The 17,634-nt window shown below is 65.4% G+C and carries 13 protein-coding genes and 1 pseudogene; 4 read left to right on the forward strand and 10 right to left on the reverse strand.

The window, feature by feature from the left end:
- Position 1 precedes the first annotated feature (1 nt).
- From EPN59_RS13880 to EPN59_RS13915, 8 genes and pseudogenes are all read right to left on the reverse strand, one after another.
- Positions 2–445: pseudogene (locus EPN59_RS13880) on the reverse strand (DDE-type integrase/transposase/recombinase); the annotation flags it as partial.
- 59 nt (positions 446–504) lie between these two features.
- The gene (gene iolB / locus EPN59_RS13885; protein WP_293046207.1) at positions 505–1,308 is read right to left on the reverse strand and encodes a 5-deoxy-glucuronate isomerase; all 804 of its coding nucleotides are present in this window, start codon (positions 1,306–1,308) and stop codon (positions 505–507) included.
- Positions 1,305–2,219, reverse strand: a complete 915-nt coding sequence (gene iolE, locus EPN59_RS13890; RefSeq protein WP_293033433.1) for a myo-inosose-2 dehydratase — start codon at positions 2,217–2,219, stop codon at positions 1,305–1,307. The genes iolB and iolE overlap by 4 nt, the downstream gene beginning before the upstream one ends.
- 34 nt (positions 2,220–2,253) lie before the next feature.
- On the reverse strand, positions 2,254–4,323 hold the full coding sequence (iolD, locus tag EPN59_RS13895; protein ID WP_293033434.1) for a 3D-(3,5/4)-trihydroxycyclohexane-1,2-dione acylhydrolase (decyclizing): 2,070 nt from the start codon (positions 4,321–4,323) through the stop codon (positions 2,254–2,256).
- Positions 4,320–6,374 carry a 5-dehydro-2-deoxygluconokinase gene (gene iolC / locus EPN59_RS13900; protein ID WP_293046210.1) on the reverse strand — a complete coding sequence of 685 codons (2,055 nt, stop codon included), beginning with the start codon at positions 6,372–6,374 and terminating at the stop codon, positions 4,320–4,322. The genes iolD and iolC overlap by 4 nt, the downstream gene beginning before the upstream one ends.
- A gap of 92 nt (positions 6,375–6,466) precedes the next feature.
- Positions 6,467–7,300 carry an ATP-binding cassette domain-containing protein gene (locus tag EPN59_RS13905; protein ID WP_293033436.1) on the reverse strand — a complete coding sequence of 278 codons (834 nt, stop codon included), beginning with the start codon at positions 7,298–7,300 and terminating at the stop codon, positions 6,467–6,469.
- A gap of 13 nt (positions 7,301–7,313) precedes the next feature.
- Entirely contained in the window at positions 7,314–8,492 is a 1,179-nt protein-coding gene (locus EPN59_RS13910) for an ABC transporter permease (protein ID WP_293033437.1), read from the reverse strand.
- Between the two features lie 85 nt (positions 8,493–8,577).
- Positions 8,578–9,639 carry a sugar ABC transporter substrate-binding protein gene (locus EPN59_RS13915; protein WP_293033438.1) on the reverse strand — a complete coding sequence of 354 codons (1,062 nt, stop codon included), beginning with the start codon at positions 9,637–9,639 and terminating at the stop codon, positions 8,578–8,580.
- A gap of 252 nt (positions 9,640–9,891) precedes the next feature.
- On the opposite strand from EPN59_RS13915, the gene EPN59_RS13920 reads away from it, so the two are divergent.
- The 4 genes from EPN59_RS13920 (at position 9,892) to EPN59_RS13935 (ending at position 13,358) form a co-directional block, all read left to right on the forward strand.
- Positions 9,892–10,782, forward strand: coding sequence for a MurR/RpiR family transcriptional regulator (locus EPN59_RS13920; protein WP_293033439.1), 891 nt, complete (start codon positions 9,892–9,894; stop codon positions 10,780–10,782).
- Complete coding sequence (gene iolG / locus EPN59_RS13925) at positions 10,775–11,788, forward strand: inositol 2-dehydrogenase (protein WP_293033440.1); 1,014 nt, start codon at positions 10,775–10,777, stop codon at positions 11,786–11,788. Before EPN59_RS13920 ends, iolG begins: the two co-directional genes overlap by 8 nt.
- A gap of 64 nt (positions 11,789–11,852) precedes the next feature.
- Positions 11,853–12,968: a Gfo/Idh/MocA family oxidoreductase gene (locus EPN59_RS13930; RefSeq protein WP_293033441.1), complete on the forward strand. Its 1,116-nt coding sequence runs from the start codon at positions 11,853–11,855 to the stop codon at positions 12,966–12,968.
- A 162-nt stretch (positions 12,969–13,130) separates the two neighbouring features.
- Entirely contained in the window at positions 13,131–13,358 is a 228-nt protein-coding gene (locus tag EPN59_RS13935) for a sulfurtransferase TusA family protein (RefSeq protein ID WP_027815106.1), read from the forward strand.
- Between the two features lie 167 nt (positions 13,359–13,525).
- On the opposite strand, the gene galU is transcribed toward EPN59_RS13935, so the two are convergent.
- The gene (gene galU / locus EPN59_RS13940) at positions 13,526–14,407 is read right to left on the reverse strand and encodes a UTP--glucose-1-phosphate uridylyltransferase GalU (RefSeq protein ID WP_293033442.1); all 882 of its coding nucleotides are present in this window, start codon (positions 14,405–14,407) and stop codon (positions 13,526–13,528) included.
- 108 nt (positions 14,408–14,515) lie between these two features.
- Positions 14,516–17,383 carry a valine--tRNA ligase gene (locus tag EPN59_RS13945; RefSeq protein WP_293033443.1) on the reverse strand — a complete coding sequence of 956 codons (2,868 nt, stop codon included), beginning with the start codon at positions 17,381–17,383 and terminating at the stop codon, positions 14,516–14,518.
- Positions 17,384–17,634: the final 251 nt, after the last annotated feature.

Here is a 17,634-nt window from a genome sequence, read left to right on the forward strand (position 1 = left end):
GTCACGTCGCGAGGCTTGCCCGGAGTTTCGCACGATGGCGCGGCAAGGCGAAATGTTGCCGGATCGGGCCGTAGCTTGAGAGGAAGGCCTGTGTGCGGACCGGATTATGAAATCCACCCATGGCACGTTCACGGCGGCGCGTCGGTTGATGACTGTTCTCTGCGCGGTTGTTGACCCGTGCGACGGCTTTCACGAACACGTGCTTCACGCCGGCCAGCTCCGGGATGTCTGCCTGCGCCGCCGGGTAGCTGCGCAACTGGCCCGTGACGATTTTTCGCGGCACAGGCGCCGAACGCAGCACCCGCCTGAAGAAGCGCGTGGCCGCTGTCTTGTCGCGGCACTTTTGCAGCAGGATATCGAGTTCGATGCCGTGCTCGTCAACCGCTCGCCACAGCACATAGGGCTCGCCGCGCAGGGACACGAACATCTCGTCCAGATGCCACGTCGAACCGTTGGGCAACGCTCCCCTTATCCGCTTCAGGAAGCCTTGCCGTTTCAAACCGCTCACCTCGCATCACGCTCGATGATCCACGCGTGCGCGGGATCGTTATGAAAGTGCCATTCACGGCACTTGCCCGCCATGACGTTGAGATAGTACGAGTCGTATCCATAAGGCACCACCACCGGATGATAGCCGCGCGGCACCATCACGATGTCGTGGTCTTCGACGGCCATCGTTTCGTCGAGGTCGCGCGCATCGGTGTAGACGCGCTGGAACGCGAAACCCTGCGGCGGGCTCAGGCGGTGATAGTACGTCTCTTCGAGCGCGCTCTCCTGCGGCAGGCGGTCGGCGTCGTGCTTGTGCGGCGGATAGCTCGACGAATGACCCGACGGCGTGCGTACCTCCACGACGAGCAACGATTCCGCAGGCTCGGTTTGCGGCAGGATATCGCAGATATAGCGCGTATTCAGGCTCTTGCCGCGCGTCGAACGCTTCATCTGCGCGGGCTCGATCAGCCGCACGGGCAGCGTGCCTTTCGCGGGCGCGCTCGCCACGCCCACTTCTGCGCTGCGTGTGGCGCGCACGGTGGTTTTCACGCCCGGCGGCACATAAAGCGCATACGGCGCGGCATCTTCGAACACGCTGTCGCGCGAGCCGAGCCCCGACCAATGCTCGCCGCCCGCTTCGATATCGACCGTGCCCGTGAGCACGACGATGCAGCTCTCGCGTTCCTTCTCGTACACGTACACCACATCGCCCTCGGAAAGCCGGTAAGCGGCGAAGCCGACGTACTGCCAGCCTGCCGTCGAGGGCGTCACGCGCGCGATCGTCTGGCCTTCGCGCGCAGCCTTCACTAGCAAAGTCATGCTGCCTCCTTCGTTGCATCGAACGGCGCATCGGCGAGCGCGCGCAGCGTGCGCCAGCCCTTCTGTGCATATGCATAGGCTGGCGCGATGACGGGGTCCTGTTCGGCCTCGACAACGAGCCAGCCGCGATAGCCGTGGCGCTTGAGGCGTTCGACGATCGCCGCGAAGTTCACCGCGCCGTCGCCGGGCACGGTGAACGCGCCCGCGAGCACCGCGTCGAGAAAGCTCCAGTTGCGGTTGCGCGCGAGCTTCACGACCGCCGGACGCACGTCCTTGCAATGGACGTGGCACACGCGTGCGATGTGTTTGTCGAGTTCGCGCACGGGGTCGCCGCCCGCGAACGTGATGTGACCGCTGTCGAACAGCAGACCCACGACGTCGCTCGTGCGCGCCATGAGCTTGTCGATGTCGGCGGGCGTTTCGACGTAGGCGCCCATGTGATGGTGATAGGCGAGGCGCACGCCGCGCGAGCGCGTGTGGCGCGCGAACGCTTCGACGCGGGCGGCGTAGTCGTCCCACTGCGCGTCGGTGAAAAAGCGCGGACGCTGATAGAGCGGACGCGCTGCGCCCTGGATCGAATCGGCGACTTCGCCGTACACCATCACCGTCGCGCCGTTTTGTGCCAGCAGTTCGAGATGCGGACCGACGGCGGCGATTTCCGCTTCGACGCTGCGGCGCGCGAGCCTCCCCGAGTACCAGCCGGATACGAGCGCAAGATCATATTGCGCGAACAACGTTTTGAGCGCCTGCGGCTCGCGCGGAAACTTGTTGCCGAGTTCGAAGCCCTCATAGCCGATCTCGCGCCCTTCGGCGAGCGCCACCGAAAGCGGCGTTTCGCCTCCGAGCGACGGCAGGTCGTCGTTCATCCACGAAAGCGGATTGATGCCGATGCGTACGTCGAATGCGCTCATGTGCGTACCTCCGTGTGCCTGGAGCCGTGGATCGTCATTTCGCTGCGTTGTCGTTGTCCGCGCTGCTGCATGTGCTGCTGCCTGTGCTGCTGCCCGCGCCGTTTTCTGCTCCGCTGTTTGTGTCGCTGGCGGCTCCGGCTGCCTCGTCCGCGCCGCCGCTCTTCTCGCGGCGGCTGCGCGCGGCGAGCCACTCGTCGTACTGCTTGCGTGCTTCGCGGACGTTGGTGCGCGACGACACCTCGGGCACCGCGACTTCCCACCACCAGCCGCCGTCCTCGGTCGTGCGGGTGGGATCGGTGTCGATGCTGATGAGGTAGGTGCGCGACGCGGCGCGCGCGCGCTGCATCGCCGCTTCGAGTTCGGCGACGTTGGCCACGTGTTCGGCCTGCGCGCCGAGCGAGCGCGCGTGCGAGGCGAAGTCGATGCGCGGCGCGCCGAGCGGTCCCTGTGCGCAGTCGTCGAAAAGATTGTTGAACGGTGCGCCGCCGCAGGCCTGCTGCAGGCGGTTGATGCAGCCGTAGCCGCGATTGTCGAGCACGACGATGATGAGTTTCGCGCCGAGCATCACGGAAGTCGCGATCTCGCTGTTCATCATCAGATAGCTGCCGTCGCCGAGCATCACGATGACTTCGCGCTCGGGCCGCGCAAGTTTTGCGCCGAGGCCGCCCGCGATTTCGTAGCCCATGCACGAGTAGCCGTATTCGACGTGATAGGCGCCCGGCTGGCCCGCGCGCCAGAGCTTGTGCAACTCGGCGGGGAGCGTGCCCGCCGCGCAGACGACGACGTCGTCGGTGGGCGAGCGGCTCGACGAGCGTTGCACCGCGCCGATCACATCGGCGTCGTAGGGCAGGCAACTGCGATCCTGCGGGGCATGCGTGAGGTGGTCGACGCTCGCGCGCCACTCGCCTGCGAGTTGCAGCGCGTGCGCGGTCCAGTTGGCCTCGGCGCGCCAGTTCACGAGTTCGTCGGCGAGCGCAATGAGCGCGAGACGCGCGTCCGCCTGCACGGCGAGGCCGTCGTGCTTGATCGCGTCGAAACCGTTGGTGTTGATGCCGATCACGTGCGCGTGCTGGAACAGCGAATTCGAGCCCGTCGTGAAGTCCTGCAACCGCGTGCCGACGGCGAGGATGTAGTCGGCGTCGTGGGCGAGCGCGTTGGCGGCGGGCGAGCCCGTCACGCCGATTGCGCCCACGTTGAGCGGATCGTCCCACGCGAGCGCGCCTTTGCCGGCCTGGGTTTCCGCGACGGGAATGCCGCGCGCGGCAGCGAGCGACTGCAGCGCCTCCGACGCGTGCGAATACAGCACGCCGCCGCCCGCGACGATCAGCGGACGCTTCGCGCGATGCAACTGGGCAAGCGCGGCGTCGATTTCGGCCTGCACGGGCGCGGGTGCATGGAAGCTCACGAGGCGCGGCGTGAAAAAGCTCGCCGGATAGTCCCACGCGGCGGATTGCACGTCCTGCGGCAGCGCGAGCGTGACGGGGCCGCACAGTGCCGCGTCGGTCAGCACGCGCAGCGCGCGCGGCAGCGCCGTAAGCAGTTGCGCGGGATGGACGATGCGGTCGAAGTAGCGCGAGACGGGCTTGAGCGCATCGTTGGCCGAGAGGCCGCCGTCATGTGTGTCTTCGATCTGCTGCAGGACGGGGTCGGGTGCGCGCGAAACGAAAATGTCGCCGGGCAGCAGCAGGATCGGCAGACGGTTCACATGCGCGAGCGCCGCGGCCGTGACGAGGTTGGTCGCGCCGGGCCCGATCGACGTCGTCACCGCCATCATGCGGCGGCGCAATTGCGCCTTTGCGTAGGCAATCGCGGTGTGCGCCATCGCCTGTTCGTTATGCGCGCGCAGCGTGGGCAATTCGTGACGCCACTGATAGAGCGCTTCGCCGAGCCCGGCCACGTTGCCATGGCCGAAGATCGCGAATACGCCGCCAAAGAGCGGCTCGGTGCGGCCGGAGCCGTCTTCGCAGGCGACGCGCTGCGCGGCGAGGTAGCGCACCAGCGCCTGCGCGGCCGTGAGACGTACGGTCTGTCCGGACGCCGCGTGCGCGACGTGTGTCGATGCAGGCTGGCTTTCGTTCACGGCGGAAGCGATGCGCTGGTTCATGCTGCTCTCTCCTCGTGCGTATGCGATTGGTTGCCGCCCACTTGTGGATTTTTAATTGCGTTGTCGGGTACATTCGCGTGCGCATTGCCACGTGAATCGCGCCAGGCCGCGATCAGCGTTTCGAACGTGCGGCGCACGCGCGCGATCAGTTCGTCGTCGCCGATCTCGCCCGCGAGCCACGCGAGGCCCGGCTCGTGGTGGATCGTGCGGCCCACCGTGAAGCCGCGGCAGGTCGCCGATTGCGCGGCGCTGCGCAGGCCCGCGAGCATTTGCTCGACGCTTGCCGACAGCCCGAGCAGCACGACGCCCCGGCAGTACGGGTCGCGTTCGGCGATCAGCGCGTCGATGGCGCGCCATTGCGCGGCGTCCATCGGTTCGAGCTTCCACCACTCGGGATAGATGCCGATGTTGTAGAGGCGCTTGAGCGCGCGCCACACCGTGTCGGGCGCGTTCGGCGCGCCGTCGAGCTTCGGCGGAATCACTTCGAGCAGCAGTTCGTGGCCGCTTGCCTGCACGGCGTCGTAAAGCACGCGCAATTGCGATTCCTGCTCGATGCGCTGTTCGACCGGTTCGTCGGGATGGAACTGCACGAGACACTTCACCGTGTGTTCGACGGGCCAGCTCGCAAGCGTCGTGCCGATCGAGCGGCCATGATCGAACACGAGCGGGACCGATCCCGGCAGTTCGACGGGGCGGCCGATCCACCAGCCGCGCCCGGTGGCGGCGTTCAGCGCATCCTGGCCGTAGCGGTCGTCGATCAGCACGCCGATGCGCCCTTGCAGACCGAGCGCCTGTTCGGTTTGGGCGACCGCCTCGACGAAGAGATTCTTGAGTTGCGTGATGCGCGATTCGTCGGCGCCCGCTTGCTGCGCGAGGTCGAAGAACTGATTGCGATGATCGAAGGCGAAACCGAGCACTTCGTCGCGCGGCGTGCGCGTGGGCGTCACGCGATGCAGGCGCGCGAGCGTTGCGTCGCGGTCCGGGCGGCGCGTGCTCGCGGGGTCGGCTGCGGCTTCGCGAAGGAAGTAGTCGAGTTCGGCGGGCGTCGGCATGGCGGGCGCGCAGCCGTGGCGCGACACCACGAGCGCGCCGCATGCGTTGGCCGTGCGCGCGCAGTCTTTGAGCGGCGCGTCGCGCAGCCATCCCGAGAGGAAGCCTGCGGCGAATGCATCGCCCGCGCCGAGCACGTTGAGCACCTCGACCGCGACGCCGCGTTGCATCGGCAGATCGTCGAGCGACGCGGGCAGCGCGCCTTCGATGATCTGGCAGCCGAGCGGGCCGCGCTTGACGAGCAGCGTGGCACGGGTCGCTTCGCGCACGCGTGCGAGTGCGTCGATGAGCGCTGCCTCGCCGCCCGCGATGCGGAATTCCTCTTCGGTGCCGATCACGAGATCGAAGTGCGGCAGGATGCGTTGCAAATGGGCGGAAACGCCTTCGCTCGCGATGAAGCGCGTCTCGCCGTCGGCCTTGCCGGTGAGGCCCCAGAGCACGGGGCGATAGTCGATGTCGAGCACCGTGCGCACGTTGTTGCGCCGTGCGTAGTCGAGCGCCGTGAGGCTCGTGCGGTTCGTGTGTTCGGAGGAGAAGTGCGTGCCGGTGATGAGCAGCGCCTTCGATGAGGCGATGAAGGCCTCGTCGAAATCCTGCACGTCGACGGCCATGTCGGCGCAGTTCTCGCGGTAGAAAATGAGCGGAAACGTATCGCGGTCCTTCAGGCCGAGCAGCACGAGCGCGGTCAGGCGTTCGCGGTCCACGCGCACATGGCTCGTGTCGCAGCCTTCTTTTGCGAGCGTTTCGACGAGAAAACGGCCCATGTGATCGTCGCCGACGCGCGTGAGCATGGCCGTCCGCAGACCGAGCCGCGCGCAGCCAAACGCGATGTTCGCCGACGATCCGCCCAGATACTTCGCGAACGTCGAGACGTCTTCGAGCCGCGCGCCGACCTGCTGCGCGTAGAGATCGACGCCGAGGCGGCCGAGGCAGACGACGTCGCGGCTTTTGCCGGATGCGAAGCGCGAAGCCGCAGCGGCGGGAGAGTCGGTCGTGGCCATGTGCATTCCTCGTGAGTTCGCTGCCGTTGCGTTGTCGTTGCTGTGCCGTTGCTATGCCGTTGCTATGCCGTTGCGGTTTCGTTGTTTTGCGCTCAGACCGTCGCGCCGTCGAGTTCCGCGATGAGCTTTTGCATCTCCGCGCCTCCGGCCATCATGTCGAGCACTTCGTTCTTGCTGATGGTTTCTTTCGTGAAGGTGCCGAGTGAGCGCCCGCGATTGAGAAGGGTGAACGAATCGCCGATGGGGTAGGCGTGATGGACGTTGTGCGTGATGAAGATCACCGAGATGCCCTTGGCGCGCGCGTTGTGGATCAGCTTGAGCACATTGAAGCTCTGCTTGACGCCGAGTGCGGCGGTCGGTTCGTCGAGAATCAGCACGCGCGCGCCGAAGTGGATCGCGCGCGCAATCGCGAGACACTGGCGCTCGCCGCCCGACATCGTGCCGATGGCCTGATGCGGGTCGCGCACGTTGATGCCCATTTCCGCGAGCCGGTCTTGCGCAATCGTTGCGCTGGCATCGAGATCCATGACGTTCAGAAAGCCGAATAATTTCTTCTGCGGCTCGCGGCCCATGAAGAAATTGCGCGCCACGGACAAGAGCGGCACAAGCGCGAGGTCTTGATACACCGTCGCGATGCCGAGGTCGAGCGCTTCCTTGGGCGAAGCGAAATGCACGGGCTTGCCGTCCACGAAATACTGGCCGGAAGAGGGTGCGTGCACGCCCGCGAGCGTCTTGATGAGCGTGGACTTGCCCGCGCCGTTGTCGCCGAGCAGGCAGTGCACTTCGCCGCGCTTCAGGCGCATCGTGACGCCGTTCAGCGCGATGACCTTGCCGAAATACTTGCTGACGTTTTCGAGCGCGAGGATCGTGTCGGCGCCGTTGCCAGCGCTGTTGCCTGCGCCGTTGCTGGTGATCGTGTCGGACATGGCGGGCTCCCGGTTACGACTGCGCGACGCGGCGGCGCACGTAGTGATTGAACAGCACGGCCATCAGCAGCATCATGCCGAGGAACACGCGGAACCAGTCCGAATCGATGTTCGTGTAGGTGATGCCGATCTGCACGACGCCGAAAATCAGCGCGCCGAACGCAGCGCCGATCACCGAGCCGTAGCCGCCTGTGAGCAGCGTGCCGCCGATCACTGCGGCGATGATCGCCTCGAATTCCTTTTGAATGCCGCGGTCGGCGGCGGCCGAGCCGATGTCGCACACCTGCAGCACGGCGAAGAGGCACGAGCAGAACGCGGTGAGCATGAAGAGCGAGATCTTGACGCGCTTGACGGGCACGCCGACGTTCTTGGCGGCGTTCGCGTCGCCGCCGACGGCGAGAATCCAGTTGCCGTAGCGCGTTCTGGCGAGCACGAACGCGCCGATTGCAGTGAGCGCGAACCACCAGAGCAGCACTTTCGGCACGCCGGGCACGAGCGGCTGGCCGTTGTCGAGCATCTTGCCGATGCCCGCATGCGCGAGGACGACGAAAAGGCCCTTGAACGCGGTGCCGTGAAAAAGGAGGTTGGTGAGCCAGTCGGCTTTCGCGACGTCGCCGACGCCCGAGACGATCGTGCGGTCGGCGAACATGATCGACAGGGCGAGCGTGAGGCCGCGCAGGATGAACAGGAACGCGAGCGTGACGATGAACGACGGCAGCCGCGTGCGCATCACGAGATACCCGTTGAGCGCGCCGAGTGCGACGCAGCCCGCGAACGCGAAGAGAATCGAGAGGGAGATGGGCCAGTGGAAGTACATGGTCGGGATGGCGACCATCATGCCGGCGAAGCCGATCATCGAGCCGATGGAGAGGTCGAACTCGCCTGCGATCATCAGCAGGCAGGCGCCGACGGCGAGGATGCCGAGATAGGCTGCGACCTGCGACCAGTTCATCACGCCGTCGAGATCGAACATGCCGGACCCGCCTGCGCCGATGGCGAAGATGGCGAAGATGAGCACGGTGCCTGAAATCGCGGCGAATTCGGGGCGGCCGAGCAGATGCCCGAACCACGGTTCGCGGCGCATGCGTTCATCGGCTGGGGTGGGTCCTGCCGATGCCTGCGGCGTGGAGCCGGGGTCTTGCGCGCTGCTGTCGTGTGCGTGTGAGGGGAAGTGCTTACCGGCTACGCCCATGATCTTTCCTCTGCTCGGTTGGCCTGAGTAAGCGCTTGCGCAATGACTCAGGCCGGGTACAAAACCGTCGGCCAAACACCGCAAATCAGCGGTACTGCCCCGCGTACTTCACGACCTTGTCGAGGTTCTCCTTCGTGATGAAGCCCGGGCCCGAGCGGATATCGCGCTTGCCATACGACGGCTGCAGGCCATAAGTCTCCAGACGCTGCTTGAACTTCGGATTCGCTTCGAGCAGCTGGCGGATCTTCGCCGGGTCGGTCGTGTGTTCCTTCTTCGCGATGGCGAGCACCGCAACCGGGATATAGCCCTGCAGGTACGGCTGCTGATCGATGGCGAACTGGATCGTGCCCGCGCGGATCGCCTTCGCGATGTCGTCGGAGAAGTCGAACGTCGCGAAATAGATCTTGCCCGCAAGGCCCATCTGCTGGACCGCCTTCAGCGTGGCGGCCGCCGGGACCGGCCCGAGCGTCAGAATCGCGCCGGTGTTCGGATGGTTACGCAGATACGCGCTGACCTTCGACTGGATCTCGGTCGGGTCGGTGCCGGTATCGATGGTGGAACTCTTGTAGTCGACGCCGATGGCGTCCGCGAAGCCGCGGCAGCGTTCGAACGACACGGCGTTCGTCGCGAAGTGATTCACGCAGAGGAATGACTTGATGCCCGCAGCCTTGGCCTTTTCGCCCGCGGCTTGCCCGGCGACGTATTCGGGCTGCCCGACGTGCATGATCGCGCCGAGCTTCGCGCTTTGCTCTTCGGTGCCGGAATTGAGCGTGACGAGCGGAATCTTCTTTTCGGTGACCTTGCCGATCGAACTCTTGAGCACGTCGAAGTCGGCAATCGTCGTGGCCACGCCGTCGTAGTTGCGCGCGGCGGCCTGCTCGATCAGACGCGCCATGTCGGCGATGTCGCCGTTCGGCGGGTTGCGGTAGTCGGTCTCGACGTTGAAGTCCTCGTCGGCCTGCTTGATGGCGTTCTTGATGGTGTTCCACCACGAATCCGAATCCGGCGCGTGGCTGATCAGCACGAAGTGCGCGTCGGCGGCCTGCGCAGATGGCGCGGCCAGCATCGCCAGCGAGCCCAGCCCGGCAGCGAGCGCGAGCGCCGCCGCGAGCCGCCTGAGCCTTGCCTTGCCCTTGCGTTCAGTCATTGTCTCCACCTTTCTCGGTCTGTCGTTTTTAGGGATGAACCGGACGGCTTCGCGAGTCGAAGCCACCCCGCTCATCGAGAAGAGTAGGTCATCGCCGAAGTGGATGCAATGAATATTTCACTGTAAATAAAAATGGAAAATATGTTCCATTCATACGCGGGCCTTCCTATAATCGGCAGCGTCGGCATGCTGCGGATGCCGCGCCCGGTAAGGGTTTTGCGGCGCTGCGGCAACCAGAAAGGAAAACGGATCATGGCGGATGAAACAACCGATGCCGTAGCGGGCGTCGACGAATTGATGCAGCGCATCGCACACGAATACGATGCGCTGCCGCGTCAGTTGAAGAGCGTCGCGAACTACATCGAACAGCACCGCGCGAGCGTGATGATGGACCGCACGAGCGACATCGCCGCGAGCTGCGGCGTGCATCCTTCAGCCGTCGTGCGCTTTGCGCAGCGCCTCGGTTTTTCGGGTTTCTCGGATCTGCAGGCCGTGTTTCGTCAGGCGTATGCGGGCCAGGGCTCGTCGGCGACGAGTTACCAGGCCCGCATTCGTCAGCTGATCGACGCGAAAGCCGGCAAGGCGAGCCCGGATCTCGGCGGCGCGGTGGCGCGCGAATTCATCGGCGCGTGCCGCAGCGGGCTCGACGAACTCGAAGCGGGACTCGACGATGCGCAGTTCGACGCCGCGGTCAAGATGCTCGAACAGGCCGACAACATTTACGTGATCGGCGTGCGGCGCTCGTTTCCGGTGGCGAGCTACATCGTCTACGCGCTGCAGCACACGCGCAAGCGCGTGCATCTCGTCTCGGGGCTCGGCGGCATGTATCACGAGCAGATCCGCAGCGTGAAGAAGGGCGATGTCGTGATGGCGATCAGCTTCGCGCCCTACGGCAAGGAAACGCAATATTGCCTGCGCGTCGCGCAGCAGCACCACGCGAAGACGCTCGTCATTACCGACAGCCAGCTCTCGCCGCTCGCGCGCCACGCGGATGCCTGTCTCTATGTGAAGGAGGGGAGCGCGTTCGCGTTCCGCTCGCTCACCAGCACTTTCTGCCTGTGCCAGGCGCTCTTTATCGCGCTTGCGTACCGGCTCGAACTGAACGTCGAAGAATCGACCGACACAGGAGGCTACGATGACTGAGAACGCAGGCAAGACGCTGGACGTGGCGGTATTCGGCGCGGGACGTATCGGCCGCATTCACGCGGCGAATCTCGCGCGCCAGCAAGGCGTGCGGCTCAAATACGTGATCGACGTGAACCGCGAAGCCGCCGCCGCGCTCGCCGCGCAACACGGCGCGCAGGTGGCCGATATCGACGGTGCGCTCGGCGATGCGTCGATTGGCGCGTCGGTGATCTGCTCCAGCACCGATACGCATTCCGAACTGATTCTCAGATCGGCGGCGGCCGGTAAGCACATCTTCTGCGAAAAGCCCGTCGATCTCACGATCGAGCGTGCGCGTGCGTGCGCCGAGGCCGTGGAGCGCGCGGGCGTGGTCGCCATGATCGGCTTTCAGCGCCGCTACGATCCCACCTTCGCGGCGCTGAAGGCGCGCATCGAAGCGGGCGAGATCGGCACGCCGGAAATGCTCGTGGTCACGAGCCGCGATCCGGGTGCGCCGCCGATCGGCTACATCCGGCACTCGGGCGGCATTTTCAAGGACATGCTGATTCACGACTTCGATATCTTCCGCTGGATTCTCGATGACGAAGCCGACACCGTGCATGCAACCGGCAGTTGCCTGTCCGATCCCGCCATCGCCGAGGCCGGCGACATCGACTCGACGGCGGTGACGATCCGCACGAAGCGCGGGCGGCTTTGCCAGATCAATACGGCGCGCCGCGCGGCTTATGGTTACGACCAGCGCTTCGAAATTCTCGGCAGCGACGGCATGCTCCAGGCGGGCAACGTGAGGCCGACCGAAGTCGTGGCGTGGTCGAAGCAGGCGGTGTCGCAGGACGTGCCGGAGGCGTTTTTCCTCGAACGCTATCGCGCGGCCTACGCGAGCGAGATGGCGCATTTCCACGACGCGGTCATGCATGGCACGCCGGTACGCACGACGGTCGCGGATGGACTCAAGGCGCTCGAACTCGCCGAGGCCGCGGCGCTGTCGTGGCGCGAAGGGCGCGTGGTGAAACTCGGCGGCTGAGCGCGCTTTCGGTGCGCACGCTGGTCAGCCATCTGCTGGTGGACCGTACGGAGGGAGGCGAACGATGCAGGCGACAGAACGGGCCCAGCCGTTGCGCGTGGGCGTGGCAGGACTCGGGCGGCTCGGGCGGCGGCATGCGCTCAATCTTGCGTATCGCGTGCCGGGCGCGACGCTCGCGGCGGCGTGCAGTCCGCTCGATGACGATCTCGCATGGGCGCGCGAGGCGCTGCCCGAGGCGCGCCTTTTTGCCGATTACGCCGCTCATACCGGTTATGCCGAGATGCTTGCGGACGCAACGCTCGATGCCGTGTGGATCGTCACGCCTTCGGCGCTGCATGCACAGCAGATCGTCGATGCGCTGCGCGCGGGCAAACACGTGTTCTGCGAAAAGCCGCTTTCGCTCGACGTCGCCGAGTGCGAGCGCGTCGTGGAGGAAGCACGCCGCCACGACAGCCGGCAGGTGACCATCGGCTTCATGCGCCGCTTCGATCCGAGCTATCGCGACGCGTTCGACAAGGTGCGCTCGGGTGCGATCGGGCGGCCGTTTCTCGTGCGCTCACAAACTTGCGACCTCAACGATCCAGGCGGCTTCTTCGTGCGCTTCGCGCCGCAATCGGGCGGCATCTTTCTCGACTGCTCGGTGCACGACATCGACGTGGCGCGCTGGCTGCTCGGCAAGCCGCGCGCGACGCGCGTCTACGCGAGCGGCACGATTGCGCTGCACGAGGGGCTGCGCGCGGCGGGCGACGTGGACAATGGCGTTGCGATCTGCGAATTCGAAGGCGGCGCGCTGGCGATGTTCTACGCGTCGCGCACGATGGCGCACGGCAACGACACGTCGAGCGAGGTGATCGGCACGGCGGGTGCGCTTGCGATCGGACACATTCCGCGCGCCAGTCGCGTCGAGATTTACGACGCGCTCGGTGTGCGCAGCGAATGCACGCCGACGTTCTTCGACCGCTTCGAGGAGGCGTTTCTGATCGAAGCGCAGGCGTTCGTGGCGGCGGTGCGTGCGCGTGAAGGCGTTGGCGTTGGCGTCGGCGTCGGCGTCGGCGTCGGCGGGCAAAATGATGCGCAACCGGCAGGGCAGGGCGCGACGCTCGAAGATGCGCTGGAGGCGACGCGAATCGGCCTCGCGCTGCGCGAGTCGTTGCACGCCGGGCGAGCCGTTTTGCTGTGAATGCCGGGGTGAACGCTGCGGTGAATGCCGCAGGGCATGCGCGCGCAAGTGCCCCCATCTGCGACGTGGCGGCCCAGGAAACGGCGCACGCGTGCGGTAAAATCGAGACCATCGCCTGCGCCGCCTCCGGCGCGACACTCGAAGGATCCTACCCCGATGCAGATTCAGGTTCACAAGGAAGTGGATGCACGCGGGCTGAACTGCCCGCTGCCGATCCTGCGCGCCAAGAAGGCGCTCGCCGACATGGAAAGCGGCCAGATTCTCAAGGTGCTCGCGACCGATCCCGGCTCGCAGCGCGATTTCGCGGCGTTTGCGAAGCAGACGGGCAACGAGATCGTCGAAAGCACGCAGCAGGACAAGACGTTCGTCTTTCTGATGCGTCGGCGCTGATTGCCGGTACGCTTTTCTGTTCCGCACGCCGCATGCGTCAGGTGCGCGAATGACGGCGCGAACAAAAACGTGAATTAAAGCCTGAATTAAAGCGTAAATAAAAAAATGGCCCGCGTTGTTGTCGCGGGCCATTCAATTTGCAGCGCGTGCTTTGACACGCGCGGCGCTTAGCCTTCCATGACCGGCTTGCGCGTGTGCAGATAATCGGCGAATTCGGTCCCCACTTCCGGGTGGCGCAGCGCGAACTCGACGGTTGCCTTCAGATAGCCGAGCTTGCTGCCGCAGTCGAAACGCGTGCCGTGGTATTTGTACGCGAGCACCTGTTCATCGGCGAGCAGCGACTGGATCGCGTCCGTAAGCTGCAATTCGCCGCCCGCACCGGGCTTGAGCGAGCGCAGGTGGTCGAAAATCCGCGGCTTGAGCACGTAGCGGCCGACCACGCCGAGGTTCGACGGCGCGACTTCGGGCGCCGGTTTTTCGACGATGCCCGAGAGCTTGACGATCGCGTCTTCCCATTCCTTGCCGTCGACGATGCCGTACGAGCGTGTTTCCGAAGGCGGAATCTCTTCCACGCCGATCACCGAGCTATGGTAGTGGTCGAACACGTCCACCATCTGCTTCATGACGGGCGGCGTGCCGTAGAGCAGGTCGTCGGCGAGAATCACGGCGAACGGGTTGTCGCCCACGAGCTTTTCGGCGCACAGCACCGCGTGGCCCAGGCCGAGTGCTTCGGGCTGACGCACGTAGAAGCAGTCGACGTTGTTCGGCTTGATGCCGCGGACCAGTTCCAGCAGTTTCGCCTTGCCGCGCGCCTCCAGTTCCGCCTCGATCTCATAGGACTTGTCGAAATGGTCCTCGATCGCGCGCTTGCTGCGCCCGGTCACGAAGATCATCTCGGTGATGCCCGCCGCGACGGCTTCCTCGACGGCGTACTGGATCAAAGGCTTGTCGACGATCGGCAGCATTTCCTTCGGGCTAGCCTTCGTAGCCGGAAGAAAGCGCGTGCCGAGGCCCGCCACAGGGAATACCGCTTTTGTAACTTTTAGCATGTCTCTAGTCCTGGTCCTGATGCTGGTCCTGGTGCTCTGGTCCTGGCGGCGGCGCGGCGCTCCGTTCAGCGCCGCGTGTCGCATCCTGTTTGCCTGCCGGCCAGGCGCTCAGGCCGGCAGCCGATCGAGCTGCGCGGTCAGCTTGTCCAACGTGGCCCGATATTCTGCCAGTCTTTTCTGCTCCTGCTCAACGACCGATGCGGGTGCTTTCGCAACGAAACTCTCATTTCCGAGCTTCGCATCGCACTTCGCCACTTCATTCGTCAGGCGGGCAATCTCTTTCGAGAGCCGCTCGCGTTCGGCTGCGACATCGATCTCGACCTTCAGCACGAGCTTGTCAGTTCCAACGATCGCAACCGGCGCGCCTGCCGACGCTGCATCGAGCGCCGCTTCGTCGGCGATGATCTGGACCTCGGACAGGCGCGCGAGCGCCTGCGCGTACGGCGCGAAAGTCGCGAGCCGCTCCGCGTTGCCGGTGACCAGCAGCGGCACCTTCGTCGCGGGCGACAGGTTCATCTCGCCACGCAGATTCCGGCATGCGTCGATCACGGCCTTCAGGTCGGCGGCCCACTGTTCGGCGGTTTCATCGATCTTCTTCGGTTCGGCGACAGGGTACGGCTGCACCATGATCGACGCCGCGCCAGCGGCTGCGTCGCGCGGATACGCATCGGTGAGCGGCGCAACCTTTTGCCACAGCGCTTCCGTGATGAACGGAATCACCGGATGCGCGAGACGTAGCACCGTTTCCAGCACACGCAACAGCGTGCGGCGCGTCGCGCGCTGCTGCTCGGGCGTGCCGCTCTGGATCTGCACCTTCGCGAGTTCCAGATACCAGTCACAGTATTCGTCCCAGACAAACTTGTATAGGGCGTTGGCCACATTGTCGAAGCGATAGTCGGCGAAACCCTTCGCCACTTCCGCTTCCACGCGCTGCAGGAGCGAGACGATCCAGCGGTCGGCCTGCGAGAAGTGCGTGTAGCCGCCCGGGGCGCAATCGCCCGGCTCGCACGGGCCCGGTTTCGCGAAGCCGCAGTCGTGGCCTTCGCAGTTCATCAGCACGAAACGCGTGGCGTTCCACAGCTTGTTGCAGAAGTTGCGGTAGCCTTCGCAGCGCGCGAGATCGAAGTTGACGTTGCGGCCGAGCGTGGCCATCGACGCCATCGTGAAGCGCAGCGCGTCCGTGCCGAACGCGGCGATGCCGTCCGGAAACTCCTTGCGCGTCTTCTTTTCGATGCTGGCGGCCTGCTTCGGATTCATGAGGCCCGTGGTGCGCTTGGCGACGAGCGCTTCGAGTTCGATGCCGTCGACGATATCGATCGGGTCGAGCGTATTGCCCTTGCTCTTCGACATCTTCTGGCCCTCGGCGTCGCGCACGAGGCCGTGCACGTACACCGTGTCGAACGGCACCTTGCCGGTGAAGTGCGTGGTCATCATGACCATGCGCGCGACCCAGAAGAAGATGATGTCGAAGCCGGTCACGAGCACGGAGGAGGGCAGGAACGCCTTCAATTCAGGGGTTTCCGCGGGCCAGCCGAGCGACGAGAACGGCACGAGCGCCGACGAGAACCACGTGTCGAGCACGTCTTCGTCGCGCTTGAGCGCGCCCTCGTAGCCCTTTGCCCTGGCCTGCGCGCGGGCTTCTTCCTCGCTCTTCGCAACGAAGATTTCGCCGTTTTCGCCGTACCACGCCGGGATCTGGTGGCCCCACCAGAGCTGGCGCGAAATGCACCAGTCCTGGATGTTCTCGAGCCACTGATAGTAGGTCGTGGTCCAGTTTTCAGGCACGAATTTGATCTGGCCGTTGCGCACGACGTCGAGTGCGGTTTCGGCGATCGACTTGCCCGGGTTGAAGGTGCCTTCCGGCGCGGGCTTGCTCATCGCCACGAACCATTGGTCGGTCAGCATCGGCTCGATCGCGACGCCCGTGCGGTCGCCGCGCGGCACCATCAGCTTGTGCGGCTGCACCGAGTCGAGCAGGCCGAGCGCCTCGAAGTCGGCGACGACCTGCTTGCGCGCCTCGAAGCGGTCGAGGCCGCGGTATTTTTCCGGCGCGTTGGCGTTGATCTTCGCGTCGAGCGTGAGGATCTCGATCATCGGCAGGCTGTGGCGCAGGCCGACCTGGTAGTCGTTGAAGTCGTGCGCGGGCGTGACTTTCACGACGCCCGTGCCGAATTCGCGATCGACGTAGTCGTCGGCGATGATGGGGATTTCGCGGTCGGCGAGCGGCAGCTTCACGGTCTTGCCGATCAGGTGCGCGTAACGCTCGTCCTCGGGATGAACCATCACGGCCGTATCGCCGAGCATGGTTTCGGGGCGCGTCGTCGCAACGGTCAGATGACCCGAGCCGTCCGCGAGCGGATAGCGCAGGTGCCACAGATGCCCGTTTTCCTCTTCGCTCGCGACTTCGAGGTCGGAGACGGCCGTGAGCAGCACCGGATCCCAGTTCACGAGGCGCTTGCCGCGATAGATCAGGCCCTGTTCATAGAGGCGCACGAATACGTCGCGCACGGCGGCCGACATCTTGTCGTCCATCGTGAAGTATTCGCGCGACCAGTCGATCGATGCGCCAAGACGCCGCACCTGGCCCGTGATCGTGGAGCCCGACTGCTGCTTCCATTCCCACACGCGTTCGACGAACTTCTCGCGGCCGAGATCGTGGCGCGAGACTTTCTGGGCGTCGAGCTGGCGTTCGACGACGATCTGCGTGGCGATGCCCGCGTGGTCGGTGCCGGGGACCCACAGCGTGTTCTCGCCGAGCATGCGGTGATAGCGCGTGAGGCCATCCATGATCGTCTGGTTGAACGCGTGCCCCATGTGCAGCGTGCCGGTGACGTTGGGCGGCGGCAACTGGATCGAGAAGTTGTTGCGGCCGGGCGTGAAGGTCGCGGCGGCGTAGCCGCGGCGCTCCCATTCGGGGCCCCATTGGGCCTCGATCGTCTGGGGCTCGAAGCTTTTCGCTAGCGTGCTGTCGCTCATGGGTGGGATCTGCCGAAAAAAGGATGCGGAAACCCTCGATTATAAGGGGTAGTTCGGTCCCCGCCGTGGCGCGGCCGGGCGGCGCACGGACCCGGGACGCGCCGCGCACCCCGATTCGCGCGCGGCGCGTCGGGCGGGCGCCTCTGCCCCGCGGCCCCGCCGCCCGCCGCTCTCGCCACACGCGGGATTTATAATGGCGCTCTGCCATCTTTCGGCGCGCTCACCGCGCGCGTCATCACAGCCTGCGCACC

Source organism: Paraburkholderia sp. (genome assembly GCF_004298475.1).
GTDB classification, from domain to species: Bacteria; Pseudomonadota; Gammaproteobacteria; order Burkholderiales; family Burkholderiaceae; genus Paraburkholderia; species Paraburkholderia denitrificans.

Bases quoted from the DNA above. Each gene is read 5' to 3' on its own strand.
- iolB (WP_293046207.1), bottom strand. From the start codon at position 1,308: ATGACTTTGCTAGTGAAGGCTGCGCGCGAAGGCCAGACGATCGCGCGC.
- iolE (WP_293033433.1), bottom strand. From the start codon at position 2,219: ATGAGCGCATTCGACGTACGCATCGGCATCAATCCGCTTTCGTGGATG.
- iolD (WP_293033434.1), bottom strand. From the start codon at position 4,323: ATGAACCAGCGCATCGCTTCCGCCGTGAACGAAAGCCAGCCTGCATCG.
- iolC (WP_293046210.1), bottom strand. From the start codon at position 6,374: ATGGCCACGACCGACTCTCCCGCCGCTGCGGCTTCGCGCTTCGCATCC.
- EPN59_RS13905 (WP_293033436.1), bottom strand. From the start codon at position 7,300: ATGTCCGACACGATCACCAGCAACGGCGCAGGCAACAGCGCTGGCAAC.
- EPN59_RS13910 (WP_293033437.1), bottom strand. From the start codon at position 8,492: ATGGGCGTAGCCGGTAAGCACTTCCCCTCACACGCACACGACAGCAGC.
- EPN59_RS13915 (WP_293033438.1), bottom strand. From the start codon at position 9,639: ATGACTGAACGCAAGGGCAAGGCAAGGCTCAGGCGGCTCGCGGCGGCG.
- EPN59_RS13920 (WP_293033439.1), top strand. From the start codon at position 9,892: ATGGCGGATGAAACAACCGATGCCGTAGCGGGCGTCGACGAATTGATG.
- iolG (WP_293033440.1), top strand. From the start codon at position 10,775: ATGACTGAGAACGCAGGCAAGACGCTGGACGTGGCGGTATTCGGCGCG.
- EPN59_RS13930 (WP_293033441.1), top strand. From the start codon at position 11,853: ATGCAGGCGACAGAACGGGCCCAGCCGTTGCGCGTGGGCGTGGCAGGA.
- galU (WP_293033442.1), bottom strand. From the start codon at position 14,407: ATGCTAAAAGTTACAAAAGCGGTATTCCCTGTGGCGGGCCTCGGCACG.
- EPN59_RS13945 (WP_293033443.1), bottom strand. From the start codon at position 17,383: ATGAGCGACAGCACGCTAGCGAAAAGCTTCGAGCCCCAGACGATCGAG.